The organism is Pseudomonas sp. S5D5, assembly GCF_003013355.1.
Classification (GTDB): Bacteria; Pseudomonadota; Gammaproteobacteria; order Pseudomonadales; family Pseudomonadaceae; genus Aquipseudomonas; species Aquipseudomonas aylmerensis.
On record NZ_PTEO01000001.1, the window covers coordinates 624037 to 640211 of the forward strand.

Below are 16175 nucleotides of genomic sequence, written 5' to 3' on the forward strand. Positions count from 1 at the left end.
CTTAGCGGGGGCCTTTTTTATTGGGTTGACACCTATCTGGGGCGTCTATAGAATTGCGCCTCCTTTTAACGGGCGTATTGCGCTCGCTGGGAATAGCAGCCGGAGTCTGAAATCCAATGCAAAATCAGCAAATCCGTATCAGGTTGAAGGCTTTTGACCATCGCCTGATCGACCAATCCACCCAGGAAATCGTGGAAACCGCGAAACGTACTGGTGCTCAAGTGCGTGGTCCAATTCCACTGCCTACCCGTAAAGAGCGGTTCACCGTTCTGGTCTCCCCGCACGTCAACAAAGACGCGCGTGACCAGTACGAGATCCGTACTCATAAGCGCGTACTGGACATCGTCCAGCCAACGGATAAAACCGTTGATGCACTTATGAAGCTCGATCTGGCGGCCGGTGTGGAAGTACAGATCAGCCTCGGCTAAGACTTGGGTCTTAGTCGTGTAACGCTCTGAAATGGGCGGCCATAGCGGGTGAAAGCCCCGTACACTCATGAGGTTTACAACATGACTATTGGTGTAGTCGGTCGTAAATGCGGTATGACCCGTATTTTCACCGAAGAAGGTGTCTCCATTCCGGTCACGGTCATTGAGATCGAGCCGAATCGCGTCACCCAGTTCAAAACTGAAGAAACCGATGGCTATCGTGCAGTGCAAGTCACTGTCGGCGAGCGTCGTGCTTCGCGCGTGACTGCTGCTCAAGCAGGTCACTTCGCTAAAGCAAACGTTGCAGCTGGTCGCACTGTTATGGAGTTCCGTCTCGAAGACGGCGACTACCAGGCTGGCGATCTGATCAACGCTGAAATCTTCGCCGCTGGTCAACTGGTTGATGTAACCGGTCAGTCCAAGGGTAAAGGCTTCCAGGGTACGATCAAGCGTTGGAATTTCCGTGGCCAAGACAACACTCACGGTAACTCCGTTTCCCACCGCGTCCCGGGCTCTATTGGCCAGTGCCAGACTCCTGGTCGTGTATTCAAGGGCAAAAAAATGTCCGGTCATATGGGCGCTGAGCGCGTGACCGTGCAGTCCCTCGAAGTAGTGCGCGTCGACGCTGAACGCAATCTGTTGTTGGTCAAGGGTGCTGTTCCTGGCGCTACTGGCGGCAACCTGGTTGTACGTCCAGCGGCCAAGGCTCGCGGTTAAGGGGAAGCTGACATGCAATTAAATGTAAATGACGCTCAAGCGATCGAAGTTTCCGAACTGACATTTGGCGGCGAATTCAACGAGACGCTGGTTCACCAAGCAGTCGTGGCCTACATGGCCGGCGGCCGTCAAGGTAGCAAGCAGCAAAAGACCCGTTCCGACGTACGTGGTGGCGGTAAGCGCCCTTGGCGTCAGAAAGGTACTGGCCGTGCTCGTGCCGGTACTATCCGTAGCCCAATCTGGCGTGGCGGCGGTACCACTTTCGCAGCTCGTCCACAGGATCACTCTCAGAAGCTCAACAAGAAGATGTATCGCGCAGCACTGCGCTCCATCCTTGCTGAACTCGTGCGTACTGATCGTCTGGTTGTGGTTCAGGACTTCGCTGTTGAAAGCCCGAAAACCAAAGATCTGCTGGGCAAGCTGAACAACATGAGCCTGACCGACGTTTTGATCGTGTCTGAAGCTGTTGATCAGAACCTGTACCTGGCTGCTCGCAACCTGCCACACGTTGATGTACGTGACGTGCAAGGTTCCGATCCAGTTAGTCTGATCGCATACGACAAGGTGTTGATCACCGTGTCGGCCGTGAAGAAATTCGAGGAGCTGCTGGGATGAACCAGGAACGCGTATTTAAAGTTCTGCTTGGCCCGCACGTTTCCGAAAAGGCTACGGTTCTGGCTGACAAGAAAGGCCAGTTCGTTTTCAAGGTTGCAACCGATGCAACCAAGCTGGAAATCAAGAAGGCCGTCGAAAGCCTGTTCAGCGTGAAAGTAGAGCGTGTTACTACCCTGAATGTTCTGGGTAAGAGCAAGCGCACTGCTCGCGGTCTGGGCAAGCGTAATGACTGGAAGAAGGCAGTTATCTCCCTTCAGCCAGGCCAAGATCTCGATTTCAGCAGCAGTGCTGAGTAAGGAAGGGGTGCATCATGGCAATCGTTAAATGCAAACCGACTTCCCCTGGCCGCCGTTTTGTGGTCAAGGTGGTCAACCAGGAGCTGCATAAAGGCGCTCCTCACGCACCGCTGCTCGAGAAGAAATCGAAGTCTGGTGGTCGTAACAACAATGGTCGTATTACCACTCGTCACATCGGTGGTGGCCATAAGCAGCATTATCGTCTGGTCGACTTCCGTCGCAACGACAAAGATGGCATCGCTGCCACTGTCGAGCGTATCGAATACGATCCAAACCGTACTGCTCACATCGCTCTGCTGCTGTACGCAGATGGCGAGCGTCGCTACATCATCGCCCCTAAAGGCGTGAGCGCTGGCGACCAGCTGATCGCAGGTGCCCTGGCACCGATCAAGCCGGGCAACGCTCTGCAACTGCGTAACATTCCAGTTGGTAGCACCGTACACGGCATCGAATTGAAGCCAGGTAAAGGCGCGCAAATCGCTCGTTCCGCTGGTGCTTCGGCTCAGCTGATCGCTCGTGAAGGTGTCTACGTGACCCTGCGTCTGCGTTCTGGTGAGATGCGTAAAGTGCTGGCTGAATGCCGCGCGACCCTGGGTGAAGTCTCGAACTCCGAGCACAGCCTGCGTTCGCTGGGTAAAGCTGGTGCCAAACGCTGGCGTGGCGTTCGCCCAACCGTTCGTGGTGTTGCCATGAACCCGGTTGACCACCCACACGGTGGTGGTGAAGGTCGTACCTCTGGTGGTCGTCATCCGGTATCGCCATGGGGCTTCCCGACTAAGGGCGCGAAGACTCGTGGTAATAAGCGTACCGACAAAATGATCGTCCGTCGTCGCAAGTAAATAGAGGGATACGACAGTGCCACGTTCTCTGAAAAAAGGTCCTTTTATTGATCTTCACCTACTGAAGAAGATCGAAGTGGCGGCGGAAAAGAACGATCGCAAACCAGTTAAGACCTGGTCGCGTCGTTCGATGATCCTGCCACAAATGGTCGGTCTGACCATCGCAGTACACAACGGTCGTCAACACGTCCCAGTTCTCGTTAACGAAGACATGGTCGGCCACAAACTAGGCGAGTTTGCCGGTACCCGCACTTATCGTGGGCACGTGGCAGACAAGAAAGCCAAGCGTTAAGGGGTAAGGAAATGGAAGTAGCCGCTAAGTTGTCGGGCGCTCGAATCTCCGCCCAGAAAGCCCGCTTGGTCGCCGACCAGATCCGCGGGAAGAAGGTGGGCGAAGCGCTCAACCTGTTGGCTTTCAGCAGTAAGAAAGCCGCCGAGATCATGAAGAAAGTGCTGGAGTCGGCCGTAGCCAACGCCGAGCATAACGAAGGCGCAGACGTTGATGACCTGAAGGTCAGCACCGTTTTCGTCAACGAAGGGCGTTCGCTGAAGCGCATCATGCCACGTGCCAAAGGCCGTGCTGATCGCATCGTCAAGCGGTCTTGCCATATCACTGTCAAGGTTGCTGACAAGTAACGGAGTCGAAGAGATGGGTCAGAAAGTACATCCCATTGGCATTCGCCTGGGAATCGTCAAGGAGCACACCTCCGTCTGGTACGCAGACGGTCGGACTTATGCGGACTACTTGTTCGCTGATCTGAAGGTGCGTGAGTATCTCCAAGACAAACTAAAAAGCGCGTCCGTAAGCCGTATCGATATCCATCGTCCGGCCCAAACTGCACGTATCACCATCCACACCGCTCGTCCAGGTATCGTTATCGGGAAGAAAGGTGAAGATGTTGAGAAACTGCGTCAGGACCTGACCAAGCAAATGGGTGTGCCTGTGCACATCAATATCGAAGAGATCCGCAAGCCGGAGCTCGACGGTATGCTGGTTGCGCAGAGCGTAGCTCAGCAGCTGGAGCGTCGCGTAATGTTCCGTCGCGCTATGAAGCGCGCCGTACAGAACGCCATGCGCATTGGTGCCAAAGGCATCAAAATCCAAGTGAGCGGTCGTCTCGGCGGTGCTGAAATCGCACGTACTGAATGGTATCGCGAAGGTCGTGTGCCACTGCACACCCTGCGTGCCGACATCGACTATGCCAACTACGAAGCTCACACCACTTACGGTGTGATCGGTGTAAAGGTTTGGATCTTCAAAGGCGAAGTAATTGGTGGTCGCCAAGAAGAACTGAAACCACAAGCACCAGCGCCTCGTAAAAAAGCTGCTAAGTAAGGGGTACGCCAAATGTTGCAACCTAAGCGTACGAAGTTCCGCAAGCAGATGACAGGCCACAACCGTGGTCTGGCTCAGCGCGGTAGCAAAGTCAGCTTCGGCGAGTTCGCGCTGAAGTCTGTAGCTCGTGGTCGTCTCACCGCTCGTCAGATCGAGTCAGCGCGTCGTGCTCTGACCCGTCACGTAAAACGTGGCGGCAAGATCTGGATCCGTGTATTCCCGGACAAGCCGATCTCCAAAAAACCTCTCGAGGTTCGGATGGGTAAAGGTAAGGGTAACGTGGAATACTGGGTAGCCCAGATTCAGCCAGGCAAAGTCCTGTATGAAATCGAGGGTGTTTCTGAAGAGCTGGCGCGTGAGGCTTTCGCCCTGGCTGCTGCAAAGCTGCCGCTCGCCACCTCCTTTGTTAAACGGACGGTGATGTGATGAAAGCGAATGAACTTCGTGAAAAATCCGCACAGCAGCTGAACGAGCAACTGCTCGGCCTGCTGCGCGACCAGTTCAATCTGCGTATGCAGAAAGCAACTGGCCAGTTGGGGCAGTCTCATCTGCTCTCGCAAGTTAAGCGTGACATCGCTCGCGTGAAGACTGTGCTCAACCAGCAGGCAGGTAAGTGATCATGGCTGAAGCCGAAAAGACTGTCCGTACGCTGACTGGCCGTGTTGTCAGCGACAAGATGGACAAAACCATCACCGTTTTGATCGAGCGTCGCGTTAAGCACCCGATCTACGGTAAATATGTTAAGCGTTCGACTAAGCTGCACGCGCACGACGAAACCAATCAGTGCCACATCGGCGACAAAGTCACTATTCGTGAAACTCGTCCGCTGGCCAAGACCAAGTCTTGGGCACTGGTTGATGTTCTCGAACGCGCTGTGGAAGTCTAAGGACTAGGGGTCGGAGAAATTATATGATTCAGACTCAATCCATGCTCGATGTGGCCGATAACAGCGGCGCTCGCCGTGTTATGTGCATCAAGGTGCTGGGTGGCTCCCATCGTCGTTACGCTGGTATCGGTGACATCATCAAAGTTACCGTTAAGGAAGCAATTCCTCGCGGTAAGGTGAAAAAAGGCCAAGTGATGACTGCTGTTGTAGTCCGCACTCGTCACGGCGTACGCCGTGCAGATGGCTCCATTATCCGCTTTGATGGCAACGCTGCTGTTCTTCTGAACAACAAGCAAGAGCCGATCGGCACCCGTATCTTTGGGCCAGTGACCCGTGAACTTCGTACTGAGAAGTTCATGAAGATCGTCTCGCTCGCCCCAGAAGTGCTGTAAGGAGATCCGACATGCAAAAGATTCGTCGTGACGACGAGATCATCGTGATCGCCGGCAAAGACAAAGGTAAGCGCGGTAAGGTGCTGAAGGTTCTCGCTGACGACCGTCTGGTCGTTGGTGGTCTGAACCTGGTCAAGCGTCATACCAAGCCTAACCCGATGTCGGGCGTACAGGGCGGTATCGTCGAGAAAGAAGCGCCACTGCACGCTTCTAACGTCGCCATCTTCAACGGCGAAACCAACAAGGCTGATCGTGTTGGTTTCAAAGTAGAAGACGGTAAGAAAATTCGTGTCTTCAAGTCGACCCAAAAAGCGGTTGATGCTTGAACACTGCTAGGTAGATAAGACCATGGCACGACTACAAGAGATTTACCGGAAGGAAATCGCCCCCAAGCTTAAGGAAGAACTTAAGCTCGGGAACGTGATGGAAGTTCCGCGCGTTACCAAAATCACCCTGAACATGGGTCTGGGCGAAGCGATCGGCGACAAAAAAGTCATCGAGCACGCTGTTGCTGACCTGGAAAAGATCACCGGTCAAAAGGTCGTTGTGACTTACGCTCGGAAATCCATCGCTGGCTTTAAAGTCCGTGAAGGTTGGCCGATCGGCGTCAAAGTGACCCTGCGCCGTGAGCGTATGTACGAATTCCTGGATCGTCTGCTGTCGATCTCCCTGCCTCGGGTTCGCGACTTCCGCGGCCTGAATGCCAAGTCCTTCGATGGTCGTGGTAACTACAGCATGGGCGTGAAAGAGCAGATCATCTTCCCGGAAATCGACTACGACAAGATCGATGCTCTCCGCGGTCTGGACATCACCCTGACCACCACTGCCAAGAACGATGATGAAGGCCGCGCTCTGCTGCGTGCATTCAAATTCCCGTTCCGCAACTGATTGGAGTAGGACCATGGCCAAGATGAGCATGAAAAACCGCGAGCTGAAGCGTCAGCTCACGGTTGCCAAGTACGCCAAGAAGCGTGCAGCACTGAAAGCGATCATCGTTGATCTGAACGCAAGTCCAGAAGCGCGTTGGGAAGCTACAGTTGCTCTGCAGAAGCAGCCACGTGACGCAAGCGCTTCGCGCATGCGTAACCGCTGCCGCCTGACCGGTCGTCCACACGGCGTTTACCGCAAGTTCGGCCTCGGCCGTAACAAACTGCGTGAAGCGGCAATGCGTGGTGACGTACCAGGTCTGGTTAAAGCCAGCTGGTAAGTACTTTCAGCGTCCAGGTGGGAGGTATCGCAAGATACTGACCACCGGTGACCTTGAATCTGGAACAAGCCCCTTTTGGGGCTTGTTTCATTTCCGGAGTGTGTCTAGAATACCCGGCTCGCCTGAGCCCGTGTTTTCTATGCTCGGAGATTCTCGGCGACATATGTAGCCGCAAGGCTAATTTTTTTGTATTAGGAGCGTCTAGCCCATGAGTATGCAGGACCCGTTAGCGGACATGCTAACTCGTATCCGTAATGCCCAGATGGCTGAAAAGTCCGTCGTAAGCATGCCATCTTCCAAGTTGAAGGTAGCTGTTGCCAAAGTCCTGAAAGACGAAGGCTACATTGCGGGTTATCAGATCAGCAGCGAAACCAAGCCACTGCTGTCCATCGAGCTGAAGTACTTCGAAGGCCGTTCGGTCATCGAGGAAGTGAAGCGCGTTAGCCGTCCAGGCCTGCGTCAGTACAAGTCCGCTGAGGATCTGCCGAAAGTTCGTGGCGGTCTTGGCGTGTCTATCGTCTCCACCAACAAAGGTGTGATGACGGATCGTGCTGCGCGCGCTGCCGGTGTCGGCGGCGAAGTTCTTTGCACTGTGTTCTAAGGGGGGATAAGCATGTCTCGCGTCGCTAAGAACCCCGTTAAGCTGCCAGCCGGTGTCGAAGTCAAATTCGCAGGCCAACAGCTTTCGGTGAAGGGTGCCAAGGGTACTCTTGAACTGAACATCCATTCGTCCGTTGAGATCGTTGAAGAAGCTGGTGAGCTGCGTTTCGCTGCTCGCAATGGCGATCAACAAACTCGCGCAATGGCCGGTACCACGCGTGCGTTGGTAAACAACATGGTCCAAGGCGTAAGCCAAGGCTTCGAGCGTAAGCTCCAGCTGGTCGGTGTTGGTTACAAAGCGCAAGCAAAAGGCACGGTTTTGAACCTGGCCCTTGGCTTCTCGCACCCAGTGGATTACGAACTGCCGGAAGGCATCACCGCTGAGACTCCTAGCCAGACCGATATCCTGATCAAGGGCATCGATAAGCAGCTGGTAGGTCAAGTGGCTGCTGAGATCCGCGACTTCCGTCCACCAGAGCCGTACAAAGGCAAAGGTGTGCGCTACGCGGACGAAGTCGTCCGTCGTAAAGAAGCCAAGAAGAAGTAGGGCATAGCAAATGACCGACAAAAAAGTTACTCGACTGCGTCGCGCTCGCAAAGCACGCCTGAAAATGCACGAACTCGAAGTCGTGCGTCTCTGCGTGTTCCGCTCGTCGCAGCACATCTACGCCCAGGTCATCTCGGCCGACGGCAACAAAGTCCTGGCAAGCGCCTCGACTTTGGATAAAGAACTGCGTGATGGTGCCACTGGCAACATCGACGCGGCCACAAAGGTTGGCCAGCTGGTCGCTACGCGTGCTAAGGCCGCTGGCGTCTCGCAAGTGGCTTTCGACCGCTCTGGCTTCAAGTACCACGGCCGCGTTAAAGCGCTGGCTGATGCTGCTCGTGAAGCTGGGCTGGAGTTCTAAGTTATGTCAAATAACGACCAAAAGCGCGACGAAGGCTACATTGAGAAGCTGGTTCAAGTTAACCGCGTAGCCAAAACCGTTAAAGGCGGCCGTATCTTCACTTTCACCGCGTTGACCGTGGTGGGTGATGGTAAAGGGCGCGTTGGCTTCGGCCGTGGCAAGTCGCGTGAAGTGCCTGCTGCGATCCAGAAGGCAATGGAAGCTGCTCGTCGCAACATGATCCAAGTTGATCTGAACGGCACCACGCTGCAGTACGCAATGAAGTCCGCTCATGGCGCTTCGAAGGTGTACATGCAGCCTGCTTCTGAAGGTACCGGTATCATCGCTGGCGGCGCTATGCGTGCTGTCCTCGAAGTTGCTGGCGTTCAGAACGTTCTGGCCAAGTGCTACGGCTCGACTAACCCGGTAAACGTGGTTCACGCCACTTTCAAAGGTTTGAAAGCTATGCAATCCCCTGAATCCATTGCCGCCAAGCGTGGCAAAAGCGTCCAGGAGATCTTCTGATCATGGCTACCGTTAAAGTAACGCTGATCAAAAGCATGACCGGCCGCATCCCTAACCACAAACTGTGCGTTAAAGGTCTGGGTCTGCGTCGCATCGGTCACACTGTAGAAGTCCAGGATACTCCCGAGAATCGCGGGATGATCAACAAGGCTTACTACATGCTGCGTGTAGAGGGTTAATCGATGAAACTCAATGATCTGAGTCCAGCGCCGGGTTCCCGTCGCGAAAAGCATCGTCCGGGCCGTGGTATCGGTAGCGGTTTGGGTAAGACTGGTGGCCGTGGCCACAAAGGTCAAACCTCCCGCTCCGGTGGCACCATTGCTCCAGGCTTTGAAGGCGGTCAACAGCCGCTGCATCGTCGCCTGCCTAAGTTCGGTTTCGTTTCCCTGAAAGCCATGGATCGCGCAGAAGTGCGTCTGTCCGAGCTGGCCAAAGTGGAAGGCGACATCGTTACTGTGCAGACCCTGAAAGATGCCAACGTGATCAACGTCAACGTACAGCGTGTGAAAATCATGCTGTCCGGTGAAGTGACTCGCGCTGTCACTATCGGCAAGGGAATCGGCGCCACCAAAGGTGCGCGTTCGGCTATCGAAGCAGCTGGCGGCAAGTTCGAGGAATAAATGGCTAAGCAAGGTGCTCTCTCAGCGCTCGGCAAAGGCGGTATGTCTGAACTTTGGGCTCGTCTGCGTTTTCTGTTCCTGGCGATTATCGTCTACCGAATAGGCGCACACATCCCGGTTCCAGGTATCAACCCGGACCGACTCGCAGACCTGTTTCGACAGAATGAGGGGACCATTCTTAGCTTGTTCAACATGTTTTCCGGCGGCGCGCTGGAACGGATGAGCATCTTTGCACTGGGGATCATGCCGTACATTTCGGCATCGATCATCATGCAACTGATGACCGCCGTCAGCCCGCAGCTGGAGCAGTTGAAGAAGGAAGGTGAAGCTGGCCGTCGCAAGATTAGCCAGTACACCCGCTACGGCACTGTCATCCTCGCCCTGGTTCAAGCTATCGGCATGTCCGTTGGCCTGGCCGGGCAGGGTGTTGCGTTCACTGGTGACTTTGGCTTCCATTTCGTCGCGGTATCCACTTTTGTGGCTGGTGCGATGTTCATGATGTGGCTGGGTGAGCAGATTACTGAGCGTGGTGTTGGCAACGGTATCTCGATGTTGATTTTCGCAGGTATCGTCGCCGGTCTTCCGAGAGCAATCGGGCAGTCTTTCGAGTCTGCGCGTCAGGGTGATATCAATATTTTCGCCCTGGTTGCCATCGGTTTGCTGGCAGTAGCGATTATCGGTTTTGTGGTGTTCATTGAGCGTGGCCAGCGTCGTATTGCTGTTCACTACGCCAAGCGTCAGCAGGGCCGTAAGGTCTTTGCTGCGCAGACCAGCCACTTGCCGCTGAAAGTGAATATGGCCGGTGTTATTCCGGCAATTTTCGCGAGCAGCATTTTGCTGTTTCCGGCTTCGTTGGGTACCTGGTTTGGTCAGTCTGAAAATATGGGCTGGCTGCAGGACCTCTCTCAGTCGATCGCTCCTGGTCAGCCGTTGAATATTCTGCTGTTTAGTGCAGGGATTATTTTCTTCTGCTTCTTCTATACGGCGTTGATGTTCAATCCGAAAGACGTAGCGGAAAACCTGAAGAAGTCCGGTGCCTTTATTCCGGGTATTCGTCCAGGTGAGCAGTCTGCACGCTACATTGATGGCGTTCTGACTCGTTTGACCCTGTTCGGTGCTCTATATATGACGGCCGTGTGCTTGTTGCCCCAGTTCCTGGTGGTTGCAGCAAACGTTCCGTTCTACCTTGGCGGGACCTCGTTGCTGATCGTGGTCGTGGTTGTGATGGACTTCATGTCCCAAGTACAATCGCACCTCGTTTCGCACCAGTACGAATCCCTGATGAAGAAAGCCAACCTGAAGGGCTACGGCAGCGGCATGTTGCGCTGAGTACCCCATAAGGTTCGAGGAGTTGGTGATGAAAGTTCGTGCATCGGTGAAAAAGCTGTGCCGTAACTGCAAGATTATTCGCCGCGAAGGTGTTGTTCGAGTAATTTGCAGCGCGGAACCGCGTCACAAACAGCGCCAAGGCTGAGTGTGATCCGCTTGAAGCCCGGCAGCTAGTGCGCTGCCGGGTTGATTATTTGTTATTACAGCGATATTATCTCGCGCCCTATTTCTTGGCTTCCGGGGCGTAGGTAGCTGTCAATTGGAGTCCCACTGAATGGCCCGTATTGCAGGCGTTAACATTCCAGATAACAAGCACACTGTTATCTCGCTGACCTACATCTATGGTGTTGGTCGCACTACTGCGCAGAAAATTTGCGCAGTTGCTGGGGTAAACCCAGCCGCTAAGATCAAGGATCTGAGCGACGAGCAGATTGAACAGCTGCGTGGCGAAGTGGCGAAGTTCACCACTGAAGGTGACCTGCGTCGCGAAATCAACATGAAAATCAAGCGTTTGATGGACCTCGGTTGCTATCGCGGTCTGCGTCATCGTCGTGGTCTTCCAGTACGCGGTCAGCGTACCAAGACTAACGCGCGTACCCGTAAAGGTCCGCGTAAGCCGATCCGCAAGTAATCGCCCCAGCGAATCGACAGGAAAATTATCATGGCAAAACCTGCTGCTCGTCCTCGTAAAAAAGTTAAAAAGACAGTGGTTGATGGCATCGCCCACATCCATGCTTCTTTTAACAACACCATCGTGACCATCACCGACCGTCAAGGTAACGCGCTTTCTTGGGCTACCTCCGGTGGTTCGGGTTTCCGCGGTTCCCGCAAGTCCACCCCGTTTGCTGCTCAAGTAGCTGCTGAACGTGCTGGTCAAGCTGCGCTGGAATACGGCCTGAAAAACCTCGACGTTAACGTCAAAGGTCCAGGTCCAGGTCGTGAGTCTGCTGTCCGTGCTTTGAACGGCTGTGGCTATAAGATCGCCAGCATCACCGACGTGACGCCAATCCCGCACAACGGGTGCCGTCCGCCGAAGAAGCGCCGCGTGTAATCCAGGAGATTGTAAAGAATGGCTCGTTACATTGGTCCAAAATGCAAACTCGCTCGTCGCGAAGGCACCGATCTCTTCCTGAAGAGCGGCGTGCGCGCGATCGAATCGAAGTGCAACATTGAAGCAGCACCTGGTATCCACGGCCAACGCCGCGGTCGCCAGTCCGATTACGGCACCCAACTGCGTGAAAAGCAGAAGGTCCGTCGTATCTACGGCGTTCTCGAGCGTCAGTTCAGCGGCTACTACAAAGAAGCTGCTGGCAAGAAAGGTGCAACCGGTGAAAACCTGCTGCAACTGCTCGAATGCCGTCTGGACAACGTTGTATACCGTATGGGCTTTGGTTCGACTCGTGCCGAATCCCGTCAGCTGGTATCGCACAAGTCGATCAGCGTTAACGGTCAGACCGTAAACGTTCCGTCCTACCAGGTTCGTGCTGGTGACGTGGTCGCAGTTCGCGAGAAAGCAAAAAACCAACTTCGCATTGTCCAAGCTCTCGATCTGTGTGCCCAACGTGGCCGCGTAGAATGGGTAGAAGTAGACACTGAGAAGAAGTCGGGCGTTTTCAAGAACGTTCCTGCTCGCAGTGATCTGTCCGCCGACATCAACGAAAGCCTGATTGTCGAGCTCTACTCCAAGTAAGGGCTAGAAAATAGGTGCATCCATGCAGATTTCGGTAAATGAGTTCCTGACACCCCGCCACATTGATGTGCAGGTTGTCAGTCCAACCCGCGCCAAGATCACTCTCGAGCCTCTCGAGCGTGGTTTTGGCCACACCCTGGGCAACGCGCTGCGCCGCATCCTGTTGTCCTCAATGCCCGGCTGTGCAGTAGTCGAGGCCGAGATTGACGGTGTGCTCCACGAGTACAGCGCCATCGAAGGTGTACAGGAAGACGTAATTGAAATCCTGTTGAACCTTAAAGGTCTGGCTATCAAGCTGCACGGCCGTGACGAAGTTACGCTGACCTTGTCGAAGAAGGGTTCGGGGGTGGTTACCGCTGCCGATATTCAGCTGGATCATGATGTCGAGATCGTTAACCCCGATCACGTAATCGCTAACCTGGCGTCTAACGGCGCCCTGAACATGAAGCTCACCGTAGCTCGTGGTCGTGGTTATGAACCGGCCGACTCGCGTCAGAGCGATGAAGACGAAAGCCGCAGCATTGGTCGCTTGCAGCTTGACTCTTCGTTCAGCCCGGTTCGCCGTATCGCATACGTGGTGGAAAACGCCCGTGTCGAGCAGCGTACTAACCTGGACAAGCTGGTTATTGATCTGGAAACCAACGGTACTCTGGATCCTGAAGAGGCTATCCGCCGCGCTGCAACCATTCTGCAACAGCAGTTGGCTGCGTTCGTCGACCTCAAAGGTGACAGCGAACCAGTGGTAATCGAGCAGGAAGACGAGATCGATCCGATCCTGCTTCGCCCGGTTGACGATCTGGAACTGACTGTACGTTCGGCTAACTGCCTTAAGGCGGAAAACATTTACTACATCGGCGACCTGATTCAGCGTACCGAAGTAGAACTGTTGAAGACTCCGAACCTGGGCAAGAAATCCTTGACTGAAATCAAGGACGTTCTGGCCTCCCGCGGTCTGTCCCTCGGCATGCGCCTCGACAACTGGCCGCCTGCAAGTCTTAAGAAGGACGACAAGGCGACTGCCTGATCGTCGTAATCACCGAACGTGAGTTTGGTAAGGAATGAACCATGCGTCATCGTAAAAGTGGTCGTCACCTGAGCCGTACCAGCTCGCACCGCAAGGCCATGTTCCAAAACATGGCGGTGTCGCTGTTCGAGCACGAGCTGATCAAAACTACACTGCCGAAAGCTAAAGAACTGCGTCGCGTTGCTGAGCCGCTGATTACTTTGGCCAAGACAGACAGCCTGGCTAACCGCCGTCTGGCTTTCGACCGTACTCGTTCGAAAGCTATCGTTGGTAAGCTCTTCAACGACCTGGGCAAGCGTTACGCTACCCGTGAGGGTGGCTACCTGCGCATCCTCAAGTGCGGTTTCCGCGCTGGCGACAACGCGCCTATGGCGTACGTCGAGTTGGTTGATCGTGCTACTGCTGGCGAAGCTGTAAGCGCCGAGTAAGACGACAAGCTGTAACGAAGAACCGGGCCTAGTGCCCGGTTTTTTGTGCGCGTAATAAAAGCGCCACGTGTACAAGCTTTCGTCAGGTCAAGATTGGCACTATGAATGAAGGGATTGTCGGTAGTTTTTCTCTATTGATGTCTGCAATTTAATGAATTTGTAGACGTCATGTTGATGATCGATACTTCCTCCAAGCCGATAGCCGGCAGTTCCAAGTCCGACCTGAGGAAAATTGAGCATGAGCCAGAACAAAATCCTTACTACTGCCAGTGGCGCGCCCGTTGCGGATAACCAGAATTCCCGTTCCGCCGGCCCTCGTGGCCCGCTGCTTCTTGACGACTTTCACCTGATCGAGAAGCTTGCCCATTTCAACCGTGAGAACATCCCTGAGCGTCGCGTACACGCCAAAGGCTCGGGTGCTTACGGTACATTCACCGTGACAAAAGACATTACTCAATACACCAGTGCCAAACTGTTCGAGTCTATTGGCAAGCAAACCCCAACCTTCCTGCGGTTTTCCACGGTAGGCGGCGAGCGTGGTTCGGCTGACACCGAGCGCGATCCGCGTGGTTTCGCCCTGAAGTTCTACACCGAAGAAGGCAACTGGGACATCGTGGGTAACAACACGCCGGTATTCTTCATTCGTGATCCATTGAAGTTCCCTGACTTCATCCACACCCAGAAACGTCTGCCGCAAAGCAACTTGAAAAGCGCGCAGATGATGTGGGACTTCTGGTCGCACTCCCCTGAGGCGCTGCACCAGGTCACCATCCTGTTTTCGGACCGTGGCATCCCCGATGGCTACCGTCACATGCACGGCTTCGGCAGCCATACCTACAGCCTGATCAACGCCAAGGGCGAGCGTCACTGGGTGAAGTGGCACTACAAGACCAAGCAAGGCATCAAGAACCTGGCGCCTGCCGAGGCTGCACGCCTGGCCGGTACCGATCCTGATTACGCCCAGCGCGACTTGTTCGGTGCAATCGAGCGCGGTGATTTCCCGAAATGGCGCGTCTGCATCCAGATCATGACTGAAGCCCAGGCAAACGCTCACTATGAGAACCCTTTCGACGTAACCAAGACCTGGTCGCAGAAAGAGTTTCCGCTGATCGAAGTGGGTGAGTTGGAGCTCAATCGCAATCCGCAGAACTATTTCGCCGAAGTGGAACAAGCTGCGTTCGGTCCGAGCAACATGGTGCCAGGTGTTGGCTTGTCGCCAGACCGCATGCTGCAGGGGCGTGTGTTCGCGTACGCAGATGCCCACCGCTACCGCGTCGGCACGAATCACCAGCAACTGCCGGTGAATGCCCCGCGTAGCCCGGTAAATAGCTACCAGCGTGACGGCTCGATGGCATTCGGCAGCAACGGTGGTGCGGCGCCCAACTATGAGCCCAACAGCTACAGTGACGCACCGAAGCAAGCGCCGCAGTACGCTGAGCCTGCTCTGGCGCTGAGTGGTGCCGCGGATCGCTACGATCACCGCGAAGACACCGATTACTACAGCCATGCAGGTGCGCTGTTCCGCCTGATGAATGATGAGCAGAAAGCATTGCTCACCAGTAACATCGCCGGTGCAATGTCCGGGGTTTCCAGTGATGTGGTTCAGCGTCAATTGCAGCACTTCTACAAGGCAGACCCTGCTTATGGAGAAGCAATCGCAAAGGCACTGGGTGTATCGCTTAACTAACTCTAAACGATAAGCAGAACCGCCCTCATTCGGGCGGTTTTTGCGTTATTTCAGCTACTTTTCTCCGGAAATCTTCACTTTTCTGCCGTTGATCCCGTGACCTATAGGTCAGCATGGTTCAAACTACAGGCTTTCAAGCAGGGAGATGTAGGGCGATGCAAGGTCACCCCGACGTAATCGATTACCTCAACACGTTGCTGACGGGCGAACTGGCAGCTCGTGACCAATATTTCATCCACTCGCGTATGTACGAAGACTGGGGCTTTACCGAGCTCTACGAGCGTATCAACCACGAAATGGAAGAAGAGGCACAGCACGCCGACGCTCTGATGCGCCGTATCCTGATGCTCGAAGGCACGCCACGTATGCGGCCCGACGATCTGGATGTGGGCACCACGGTGCCTGACATGCTCGCTGCCGATCTTCGCCTCGAGTACAAGGTCCGTGCCGCCCTCTGCAAAGGCATCGAGCTTTGCGAGCAGCACAACGACTACGTCACCCGGGAAATCCTGCGGGTGCAGTTGAACGATACCGAAGAAGATCACACCTACTGGCTGGAAAAACAGCTGGGCCTGATCAAGCTGATCGGCCTGGAGAACTACCTGCAATCGCAGTTCTGATTTCCGGCTACAAAAAAGCCCCTGTCATCTTGAAGTGACAGGGGCTTTT

At 54.7% G+C, this 16175-nt stretch carries 30 protein-coding genes; all 30 read left to right on the forward strand.

Going from position 1 to position 16175, the window contains the following annotated elements; translation table 11 throughout:
* The first annotated feature begins 116 nt into the window (after positions 1-116).
* Positions 117-428 (forward strand): 30S ribosomal protein S10, encoded by a 312-nt coding sequence (gene rpsJ, locus C9990_RS02945; protein ID WP_003186070.1) that lies wholly within the window; start codon positions 117-119, stop codon positions 426-428.
* 81 nt (positions 429-509) lie between these two features.
* Complete coding sequence (gene rplC / locus C9990_RS02950) at positions 510-1145, forward strand: 50S ribosomal protein L3 (protein WP_003194649.1); 636 nt, start codon at positions 510-512, stop codon at positions 1143-1145.
* Between the two features lie 12 nt (positions 1146-1157).
* Positions 1158-1760 carry a 50S ribosomal protein L4 gene (rplD, locus tag C9990_RS02955; protein WP_003176424.1) on the forward strand — a complete coding sequence of 201 codons (603 nt, stop codon included), beginning with the start codon at positions 1158-1160 and terminating at the stop codon, positions 1758-1760.
* Positions 1757-2056: a 50S ribosomal protein L23 gene (rplW, locus tag C9990_RS02960; protein ID WP_002555488.1), complete on the forward strand. Its 300-nt coding sequence runs from the start codon at positions 1757-1759 to the stop codon at positions 2054-2056. The genes rplD and rplW overlap by 4 nt, the downstream gene beginning before the upstream one ends.
* Before the next feature lie 14 nt (positions 2057-2070).
* The gene (gene rplB, locus C9990_RS02965; protein WP_003186055.1) at positions 2071-2895 is read left to right on the forward strand and encodes a 50S ribosomal protein L2; all 825 of its coding nucleotides are present in this window, start codon (positions 2071-2073) and stop codon (positions 2893-2895) included.
* 16 nt (positions 2896-2911) lie between these two features.
* Complete coding sequence (gene rpsS / locus C9990_RS02970; protein ID WP_002555486.1) at positions 2912-3187, forward strand: 30S ribosomal protein S19; 276 nt, start codon at positions 2912-2914, stop codon at positions 3185-3187.
* 11 nt (positions 3188-3198) lie between these two features.
* Positions 3199-3531, forward strand: a complete 333-nt coding sequence (gene rplV / locus C9990_RS02975) for a 50S ribosomal protein L22 (RefSeq protein ID WP_003103908.1) — start codon at positions 3199-3201, stop codon at positions 3529-3531.
* Between the two features lie 13 nt (positions 3532-3544).
* Positions 3545-4231 carry a 30S ribosomal protein S3 gene (gene rpsC, locus C9990_RS02980; RefSeq protein ID WP_003176422.1) on the forward strand — a complete coding sequence of 229 codons (687 nt, stop codon included), beginning with the start codon at positions 3545-3547 and terminating at the stop codon, positions 4229-4231.
* 12 nt (positions 4232-4243) lie between these two features.
* On the forward strand, positions 4244-4657 hold the full coding sequence (rplP, locus tag C9990_RS02985) for a 50S ribosomal protein L16 (protein WP_003176421.1): 414 nt from the start codon (positions 4244-4246) through the stop codon (positions 4655-4657).
* On the forward strand, positions 4657-4848 hold the full coding sequence (gene rpmC / locus C9990_RS02990; protein WP_002555481.1) for a 50S ribosomal protein L29: 192 nt from the start codon (positions 4657-4659) through the stop codon (positions 4846-4848). The genes rplP and rpmC overlap by 1 nt, the downstream gene beginning before the upstream one ends.
* A 2-nt stretch (positions 4849-4850) precedes the next feature.
* The gene (rpsQ, locus tag C9990_RS02995) at positions 4851-5117 is read left to right on the forward strand and encodes a 30S ribosomal protein S17 (RefSeq protein WP_003176419.1); all 267 of its coding nucleotides are present in this window, start codon (positions 4851-4853) and stop codon (positions 5115-5117) included.
* 23 nt (positions 5118-5140) lie between these two features.
* Positions 5141-5509, forward strand: a complete 369-nt coding sequence (gene rplN / locus C9990_RS03000; protein WP_002555479.1) for a 50S ribosomal protein L14 — start codon at positions 5141-5143, stop codon at positions 5507-5509.
* Positions 5510-5520: 11 nt separating this feature from the next.
* Complete coding sequence (gene rplX / locus C9990_RS03005) at positions 5521-5835, forward strand: 50S ribosomal protein L24 (RefSeq protein WP_007896770.1); 315 nt, start codon at positions 5521-5523, stop codon at positions 5833-5835.
* 22 nt (positions 5836-5857) lie between these two features.
* Positions 5858-6397 carry a 50S ribosomal protein L5 gene (rplE, locus tag C9990_RS03010; protein ID WP_003194642.1) on the forward strand — a complete coding sequence of 180 codons (540 nt, stop codon included), beginning with the start codon at positions 5858-5860 and terminating at the stop codon, positions 6395-6397.
* A gap of 13 nt (positions 6398-6410) precedes the next feature.
* Complete coding sequence (rpsN, locus tag C9990_RS03015) at positions 6411-6716, forward strand: 30S ribosomal protein S14 (RefSeq protein ID WP_003176414.1); 306 nt, start codon at positions 6411-6413, stop codon at positions 6714-6716.
* A 208-nt stretch (positions 6717-6924) separates the two neighbouring features.
* A complete protein-coding gene (gene rpsH / locus C9990_RS03020) occupies positions 6925-7317 on the forward strand; it encodes a 30S ribosomal protein S8 (RefSeq protein ID WP_010566853.1) in 393 nt (130 codons plus the stop codon).
* 12 nt (positions 7318-7329) lie between these two features.
* Positions 7330-7863, forward strand: a complete 534-nt coding sequence (gene rplF / locus C9990_RS03025) for a 50S ribosomal protein L6 (RefSeq protein WP_003176412.1) — start codon at positions 7330-7332, stop codon at positions 7861-7863.
* Positions 7864-7873: 10 nt separating this feature from the next.
* A complete protein-coding gene (rplR, locus tag C9990_RS03030) occupies positions 7874-8224 on the forward strand; it encodes a 50S ribosomal protein L18 (protein ID WP_003186037.1) in 351 nt (116 codons plus the stop codon).
* A gap of 3 nt (positions 8225-8227) precedes the next feature.
* A complete protein-coding gene (gene rpsE, locus C9990_RS03035; RefSeq protein ID WP_010566852.1) occupies positions 8228-8728 on the forward strand; it encodes a 30S ribosomal protein S5 in 501 nt (166 codons plus the stop codon).
* 2 nt (positions 8729-8730) lie between these two features.
* Positions 8731-8907, forward strand: coding sequence for a 50S ribosomal protein L30 (gene rpmD, locus C9990_RS03040; RefSeq protein ID WP_003176408.1), 177 nt, complete (start codon positions 8731-8733; stop codon positions 8905-8907).
* A 3-nt stretch (positions 8908-8910) separates the two neighbouring features.
* Entirely contained in the window at positions 8911-9348 is a 438-nt protein-coding gene (gene rplO, locus C9990_RS03045) for a 50S ribosomal protein L15 (RefSeq protein WP_003176407.1), read from the forward strand.
* Positions 9349-10677 carry a preprotein translocase subunit SecY gene (gene secY / locus C9990_RS03050; protein ID WP_003176406.1) on the forward strand — a complete coding sequence of 443 codons (1329 nt, stop codon included), beginning with the start codon at positions 9349-9351 and terminating at the stop codon, positions 10675-10677.
* A 28-nt stretch (positions 10678-10705) separates the two neighbouring features.
* The gene (rpmJ, locus tag C9990_RS03055; RefSeq protein WP_002555468.1) at positions 10706-10822 is read left to right on the forward strand and encodes a 50S ribosomal protein L36; all 117 of its coding nucleotides are present in this window, start codon (positions 10706-10708) and stop codon (positions 10820-10822) included.
* A 129-nt stretch (positions 10823-10951) separates the two neighbouring features.
* On the forward strand, positions 10952-11308 hold the full coding sequence (rpsM, locus tag C9990_RS03060) for a 30S ribosomal protein S13 (protein ID WP_003194635.1): 357 nt from the start codon (positions 10952-10954) through the stop codon (positions 11306-11308).
* Between the two features lie 30 nt (positions 11309-11338).
* Entirely contained in the window at positions 11339-11728 is a 390-nt protein-coding gene (rpsK, locus tag C9990_RS03065; RefSeq protein WP_002555466.1) for a 30S ribosomal protein S11, read from the forward strand.
* Between the two features lie 18 nt (positions 11729-11746).
* Complete coding sequence (gene rpsD / locus C9990_RS03070) at positions 11747-12367, forward strand: 30S ribosomal protein S4 (protein ID WP_003176404.1); 621 nt, start codon at positions 11747-11749, stop codon at positions 12365-12367.
* A gap of 22 nt (positions 12368-12389) precedes the next feature.
* Positions 12390-13391, forward strand: coding sequence for a DNA-directed RNA polymerase subunit alpha (gene rpoA, locus C9990_RS03075; protein ID WP_003176403.1), 1002 nt, complete (start codon positions 12390-12392; stop codon positions 13389-13391).
* Positions 13392-13432: 41 nt separating this feature from the next.
* Positions 13433-13819: a 50S ribosomal protein L17 gene (gene rplQ, locus C9990_RS03080; RefSeq protein WP_003176402.1), complete on the forward strand. Its 387-nt coding sequence runs from the start codon at positions 13433-13435 to the stop codon at positions 13817-13819.
* 238 nt (positions 13820-14057) lie between these two features.
* Positions 14058-15506 carry a catalase gene (locus C9990_RS03085; RefSeq protein WP_065909929.1) on the forward strand — a complete coding sequence of 483 codons (1449 nt, stop codon included), beginning with the start codon at positions 14058-14060 and terminating at the stop codon, positions 15504-15506.
* Positions 15507-15661: 155 nt separating this feature from the next.
* Positions 15662-16126, forward strand: coding sequence for a bacterioferritin (gene bfr, locus C9990_RS03090; RefSeq protein WP_003176400.1), 465 nt, complete (start codon positions 15662-15664; stop codon positions 16124-16126).
* Positions 16127-16175 lie beyond the last annotated feature (49 nt).

Excerpts from the sequence above, each read along its gene's own strand:
- rplW (WP_002555488.1), top strand. The coding sequence starts at position 1,757 with ATGAACCAGGAACGCGTATTTAAAGTTCTGCTTGGCCCGCACGTTTCC.
- rpoA (WP_003176403.1), top strand. The coding sequence starts at position 12,390 with ATGCAGATTTCGGTAAATGAGTTCCTGACACCCCGCCACATTGATGTG.
- rpsK (WP_002555466.1), top strand. The coding sequence starts at position 11,339 with ATGGCAAAACCTGCTGCTCGTCCTCGTAAAAAAGTTAAAAAGACAGTG.
- rplN (WP_002555479.1), top strand. The coding sequence starts at position 5,141 with ATGATTCAGACTCAATCCATGCTCGATGTGGCCGATAACAGCGGCGCT.
- rpsM (WP_003194635.1), top strand. The coding sequence starts at position 10,952 with ATGGCCCGTATTGCAGGCGTTAACATTCCAGATAACAAGCACACTGTT.
- rpmD (WP_003176408.1), top strand. The coding sequence starts at position 8,731 with ATGGCTACCGTTAAAGTAACGCTGATCAAAAGCATGACCGGCCGCATC.
- rpsE (WP_010566852.1), top strand. The coding sequence starts at position 8,228 with ATGTCAAATAACGACCAAAAGCGCGACGAAGGCTACATTGAGAAGCTG.
- rpsH (WP_010566853.1), top strand. The coding sequence starts at position 6,925 with ATGAGTATGCAGGACCCGTTAGCGGACATGCTAACTCGTATCCGTAAT.
- rplX (WP_007896770.1), top strand. The coding sequence starts at position 5,521 with ATGCAAAAGATTCGTCGTGACGACGAGATCATCGTGATCGCCGGCAAA.
- rplR (WP_003186037.1), top strand. The coding sequence starts at position 7,874 with ATGACCGACAAAAAAGTTACTCGACTGCGTCGCGCTCGCAAAGCACGC.
- rpsN (WP_003176414.1), top strand. The coding sequence starts at position 6,411 with ATGGCCAAGATGAGCATGAAAAACCGCGAGCTGAAGCGTCAGCTCACG.
- rpsD (WP_003176404.1), top strand. The coding sequence starts at position 11,747 with ATGGCTCGTTACATTGGTCCAAAATGCAAACTCGCTCGTCGCGAAGGC.
- rplC (WP_003194649.1), top strand. The coding sequence starts at position 510 with ATGACTATTGGTGTAGTCGGTCGTAAATGCGGTATGACCCGTATTTTC.
- rplV (WP_003103908.1), top strand. The coding sequence starts at position 3,199 with ATGGAAGTAGCCGCTAAGTTGTCGGGCGCTCGAATCTCCGCCCAGAAA.
- rplO (WP_003176407.1), top strand. The coding sequence starts at position 8,911 with ATGAAACTCAATGATCTGAGTCCAGCGCCGGGTTCCCGTCGCGAAAAG.
- rplD (WP_003176424.1), top strand. The coding sequence starts at position 1,158 with ATGCAATTAAATGTAAATGACGCTCAAGCGATCGAAGTTTCCGAACTG.
- C9990_RS03085 (WP_065909929.1), top strand. The coding sequence starts at position 14,058 with ATGAGCCAGAACAAAATCCTTACTACTGCCAGTGGCGCGCCCGTTGCG.
- rpmJ (WP_002555468.1), top strand. The coding sequence starts at position 10,706 with ATGAAAGTTCGTGCATCGGTGAAAAAGCTGTGCCGTAACTGCAAGATT.
- rplE (WP_003194642.1), top strand. The coding sequence starts at position 5,858 with ATGGCACGACTACAAGAGATTTACCGGAAGGAAATCGCCCCCAAGCTT.
- rplF (WP_003176412.1), top strand. The coding sequence starts at position 7,330 with ATGTCTCGCGTCGCTAAGAACCCCGTTAAGCTGCCAGCCGGTGTCGAA.
- rplP (WP_003176421.1), top strand. The coding sequence starts at position 4,244 with ATGTTGCAACCTAAGCGTACGAAGTTCCGCAAGCAGATGACAGGCCAC.
- rplB (WP_003186055.1), top strand. The coding sequence starts at position 2,071 with ATGGCAATCGTTAAATGCAAACCGACTTCCCCTGGCCGCCGTTTTGTG.
- bfr (WP_003176400.1), top strand. The coding sequence starts at position 15,662 with ATGCAAGGTCACCCCGACGTAATCGATTACCTCAACACGTTGCTGACG.
- rpsJ (WP_003186070.1), top strand. The coding sequence starts at position 117 with ATGCAAAATCAGCAAATCCGTATCAGGTTGAAGGCTTTTGACCATCGC.
- rpmC (WP_002555481.1), top strand. The coding sequence starts at position 4,657 with ATGAAAGCGAATGAACTTCGTGAAAAATCCGCACAGCAGCTGAACGAG.
- rpsQ (WP_003176419.1), top strand. The coding sequence starts at position 4,851 with ATGGCTGAAGCCGAAAAGACTGTCCGTACGCTGACTGGCCGTGTTGTC.
- secY (WP_003176406.1), top strand. The coding sequence starts at position 9,349 with ATGGCTAAGCAAGGTGCTCTCTCAGCGCTCGGCAAAGGCGGTATGTCT.
- rpsC (WP_003176422.1), top strand. The coding sequence starts at position 3,545 with ATGGGTCAGAAAGTACATCCCATTGGCATTCGCCTGGGAATCGTCAAG.
- rplQ (WP_003176402.1), top strand. The coding sequence starts at position 13,433 with ATGCGTCATCGTAAAAGTGGTCGTCACCTGAGCCGTACCAGCTCGCAC.